A 3,568-nucleotide genomic window follows, 5' to 3' on the forward strand; every position below is an offset into this window, starting at 1 on the left:
CCCCCGTCGCACAGGGACCGCCAGGTTCAGGCTGGTAGCGTGGCGATCTGGATCAGGTTGCCGCAGGTGTCGTCGAAGACCGCGGTGGTCACCGGGCCCGTCTCGGTGGGCTCCTGGGTGAAGCGCACGCCCAGGGCTTTCAGGCGTTCGAATTCGGCGTGGACGTCCTCGACGGCGAACTGGGTGAACGGGATGCCGTCGGCGACCAAAGCGTCCTTGAACGGCTGGGCCGCCGGATGGCTGCTGGGTTCGAGCAGCAGTTCGGTGCCTTCGGGGTTTTCGGGGGAGACCACGGTCAGCCAGCGGTCGGCGCCCAGGTCGACGTCGTGCTTGACGACGAACCCGAGGATCTCGGTGTAGAACTGCTCGGCCTTCGCCTGGTCATCGACCATCACGCTGGTCAGGTGGATCTTCATGCATCGCTCCTGGAGGGGGTGGCCGGTGGCGGCCCGTGGGCGGGGCAGCAGCCTGACCCTAGGCGGCGCACCGGCCACTCGTCAATGCCGGTGCTCGCCGGATTCCGCGTCGTGGACCAACAGGGCGAGGTGGACGCGGTTGCCGACGTCGAGCTTGTCCAGGATCCGTCCCAGGTGGGTCTTGACCGTGGTGATGCCGATCTGCAGGGCGTCGGCGATCTCCGTGTTGGAGAGTCCGCGCCCCACGGCGGAGGCGATGGTCCGTTCGCGGTCGGTGAGCCGGGCCAGTCGCTCGAGTGCCGCGGTCCTGGCGCTCGCGTGGCCCCGGGTGCTGGTGGCCGCGGCCACCAGGTGGTCCAGTGCAGCGGGGGAGAGCGATCGTTGTCCCCGGGCTACCTGGTGGACCGCCTCGATCAGGGCCGGCGGCGGGGTGTCCTTCAGCAGGAAGCCGCTGGCCCCCACCTCCAGGGCCTGCAGCACCAGTTCGTCGGTATCGAACGTGGTCAGCACCAGGATCTTGAGCGCCGGATTCCCCACCAACAGCTGCCGGGTGGCCGCCAGCCCATCCATCCGGGGCATGCGCACATCCATCAGCACCAGATCGGGGTCCAGCTCAGCCACCCGGCGCACCGCCGCCTCGCCGTCGCCTGCCTCGCCGACGATCTGGATCAGCGGATCCCCGTCCAGGATCAGCCGCAGCCCGGTCCGGACCAGGTGCTCGTCGTCGACCAGCACCACCCGGATGCGTTCGCCTACCGGTTCCATGGGACCTGGGCCTCCAGTACGAACTGGCCTTCGGTGTCGGTGCCGGTGGCCAGGGTTCCGCCGACCAGCCGCAACCGTTCGGTGAGCCCGGTCAGCCCCATCCCGGAGGCCGGTAGCGCCGGGGGAGTCCCGGGTTCCGGGGAGTGCCCGCGTGCCGGGATCACGTTGCGCAGCGACACCGTCAGCGAACCGTCCGGAGTGCCGGCCAGTCGCAGGTGGACCGTCTGCCCCGGTGCGTGTTTGCGGGCGTTGGTCAGCCCCTCCTGGATGACCCGGTACAGGGCGCGGCTGGCCGTCTCCTCGACGGTCTCCAGCAGGTCCGGATTCGGGAGTGCGGCGTCCAGGACCACCGGCGTTCCCGCGCCGCGGCTCTCGGCGAGCAGCTGCTGCAGCTGGGCCAGCGTGGGTGGGGGAGCCGTGGTGTGGGAGTGCTCCGCGGTGGCCTGCGGATCGCGCAACACACCGAGGACCTCGCGCAGTTCGTTGACGGCCAGGTGGGCGTTGGCCCGCACGATCCCCGCCGTTTCGCTGATCTGCTCGCGCGGCAGATCGGTGCGGTATTCCAGCGCCCCGGCATGCAGCGCCACGAGCGAGAGCCGGTGGGCCAGGACGTCGTGCATCTCGCGGGCGATCCGGGTGCGTTCGGTGGCCCGGGCCTGCTCCAGCTGGGCCTGGTGGGTCCTGCGGTTTCCCTCGATCTCCGCCTGCATCGCGCGGCGCAGCTGGCGGCGGCCCCCGATGTACATCCCGGTCAGCACCAGCACCGCGGTGAATCCCACGCCGAGCAGGAGCAGCAGCCACCAGGGTTCCTGCGGCCCCTCGAGTGGCAGGAGGTATTCGACGGCCATCCCGGTGGCCACGGAGAGCGTGGCGATGACGCTGATTTCCTGCCAGCGCCGGCGCGTGGACAGCGAGACGATGGCCAGGCAGGCGGCGCCGGCACCCAGCGTGGACGCCGCGGCGCAGAGGACGATGACCGCGGTGATGACCAGCGGGGCCCGATGCCTGAACGGATACAGGATCAGCGCGCCGAGCCCCAGCAACGCATCGAGTCCCATGCGCACCGCCAGCGCGCCGGAACCGGGGCCCGCCGGATCGACGCCCTCGATGGCCATGCCGTACGTGATGGTGAACCCCAGGACCCCCGACACCACCACCACCAGCAGACGCCAGATGCCGCCCCACGCCCGGCGCAGTCGGGTGCCGTGCGGAACGCGGATTTCGGGGATGCTCACCCCAGAGATCCTATCGAGCGGGCCGGCCGTCCCGCGTCATCCCGCAGGACGGAATCGGTGTAGTCCTTCGGGCCGGAAGCCACATCACCACCGCGGGGGATGCGCCAGGCGCCACCGACCGGGAAGGATGGGGACCATGACGAGCACCCACCCCCTGGACCCGCCACGCACCCCATCCGCCGAGCCGCCCGAGCCGCTGGCCTACCACCGGCTGGCGCGCGAACGCCCCACCTACCGGTGGTGGAGGCCATTGGCGGTCGGCGCCACGGCGCTGGGCTTCTACCTGGCGCTGCTGCTGGTGGCCCTGATCGGCCTCATGATCGCCAGTGTCCTGGTCCCCGGGATCGAGCAGGGCGTCGACGGCTTCTACGCCTCCGAGACGCTGGACCTGAACGACCCGGCCACGCTTGTGCTCTCGCTGGGCTCCATCGCCCTGATGCTGCCCGCGCTCTGGCTGGCCACCCGGGTGCTCGGGACCCGGCCCGTGGGCCTGCTCTCCTCGGTGGCCGGGCGGCTGCGCTGGACGTGGTTGCTGTGGTGCGTGGCGGTGGCCATCCTCGTGCAGCTCGTGGCGCAGGGCATCTTCCTGCTGCTGCCCGCCACCGGCACCGAGGCCACACCGATGTACGACGGCGGCAGGACCCTGGCCGTGCTGGCGGCTGCCCTGCTGCTGGTCCCGATCCAGGCGGCAGCCGAGGAGTACGTCTTCCGTGGGTACCTCATGCAGAGCCTGGGCGGCTGGTTGCGCCACCCGGCGTTCGCGATCCTGCTGCCGATCCCGCTCTTCGTCGTCGGTCACGACTACGAGCTGCTGGGCCAGATCGACATCGCAGTCTTCGCCCTGGCCGCCGGCTGGCTGACCTGGAGGACCGGCGGCCTGGAAGCGGCACTGGCGCTGCACATCGTGGGCAACACGACGATCTTCGTGCTCGTCGCCTTCGGGGCAGCCGACGCCAACGCGGATGACCTGCACGTCGGTGACCTGCTCGCCTCCTTGGCGATGACCGCCGTCTTCGTGCTGGTCATCACCCGGCTGGCGGCCGCCCGCGGGATCCAGCGCACGCGCCGGCCCTCGGCACCACGGCCCGCGCAGCTGCCCGCCCCCGCGCAGTTCCCGGCCGAAACCCCTTAAAGCAACGACGGGGGGGGGGG

Annotated in this window: 4 protein-coding genes; 1 reads left to right on the forward strand and 3 read right to left on the reverse strand. The window is 71.0% G+C overall.

Going from position 1 to position 3,568, the window contains the following annotated elements; translation table 11 throughout:
• Positions 1-26: 26 nt before the first annotated feature.
• The 3 genes from ABD088_RS00090 to ABD088_RS00100 all read right to left on the reverse strand — a co-directional run bounded on the left by ABD088_RS00090 (position 27) and on the right by ABD088_RS00100 (position 2,416).
• Entirely contained in the window at positions 27-416 is a 390-nt protein-coding gene (locus ABD088_RS00090; RefSeq protein WP_343899238.1) for a VOC family protein, read from the reverse strand.
• A gap of 81 nt (positions 417-497) precedes the next feature.
• Positions 498-1,181: a response regulator transcription factor gene (locus tag ABD088_RS00095; RefSeq protein WP_343899241.1), complete on the reverse strand. Its 684-nt coding sequence runs from the start codon at positions 1,179-1,181 to the stop codon at positions 498-500.
• Entirely contained in the window at positions 1,169-2,416 is a 1,248-nt protein-coding gene (locus tag ABD088_RS00100; RefSeq protein WP_343899243.1) for a sensor histidine kinase, read from the reverse strand. Before ABD088_RS00100 ends, ABD088_RS00095 begins: the two co-directional genes overlap by 13 nt.
• Before the next feature lie 136 nt (positions 2,417-2,552).
• Here ABD088_RS00100 and ABD088_RS00105 point away from each other — a divergent pair, with 136 nt between their 5' ends.
• Entirely contained in the window at positions 2,553-3,548 is a 996-nt protein-coding gene (locus ABD088_RS00105; protein WP_343899245.1) for a CPBP family intramembrane glutamic endopeptidase, read from the forward strand.
• The last annotated feature ends 20 nt before the right edge of the window (positions 3,549-3,568 follow it).

Origin of the sequence: Arthrobacter rhombi (assembly GCF_039526245.1) — a bacterium.
Taxonomy (GTDB): domain Bacteria; phylum Actinomycetota; class Actinomycetes; order Actinomycetales; family Micrococcaceae; genus Arthrobacter_H; species Arthrobacter_H rhombi.

Excerpts from the sequence above, each read along its gene's own strand:
- ABD088_RS00095 (WP_343899241.1), bottom strand. The coding sequence starts at position 1,181 with ATGGAACCGGTAGGCGAACGCATCCGGGTGGTGCTGGTCGACGACGAG.
- ABD088_RS00090 (WP_343899238.1), bottom strand. The coding sequence starts at position 416 with ATGAAGATCCACCTGACCAGCGTGATGGTCGATGACCAGGCGAAGGCC.
- ABD088_RS00105 (WP_343899245.1), top strand. The coding sequence starts at position 2,553 with ATGACGAGCACCCACCCCCTGGACCCGCCACGCACCCCATCCGCCGAG.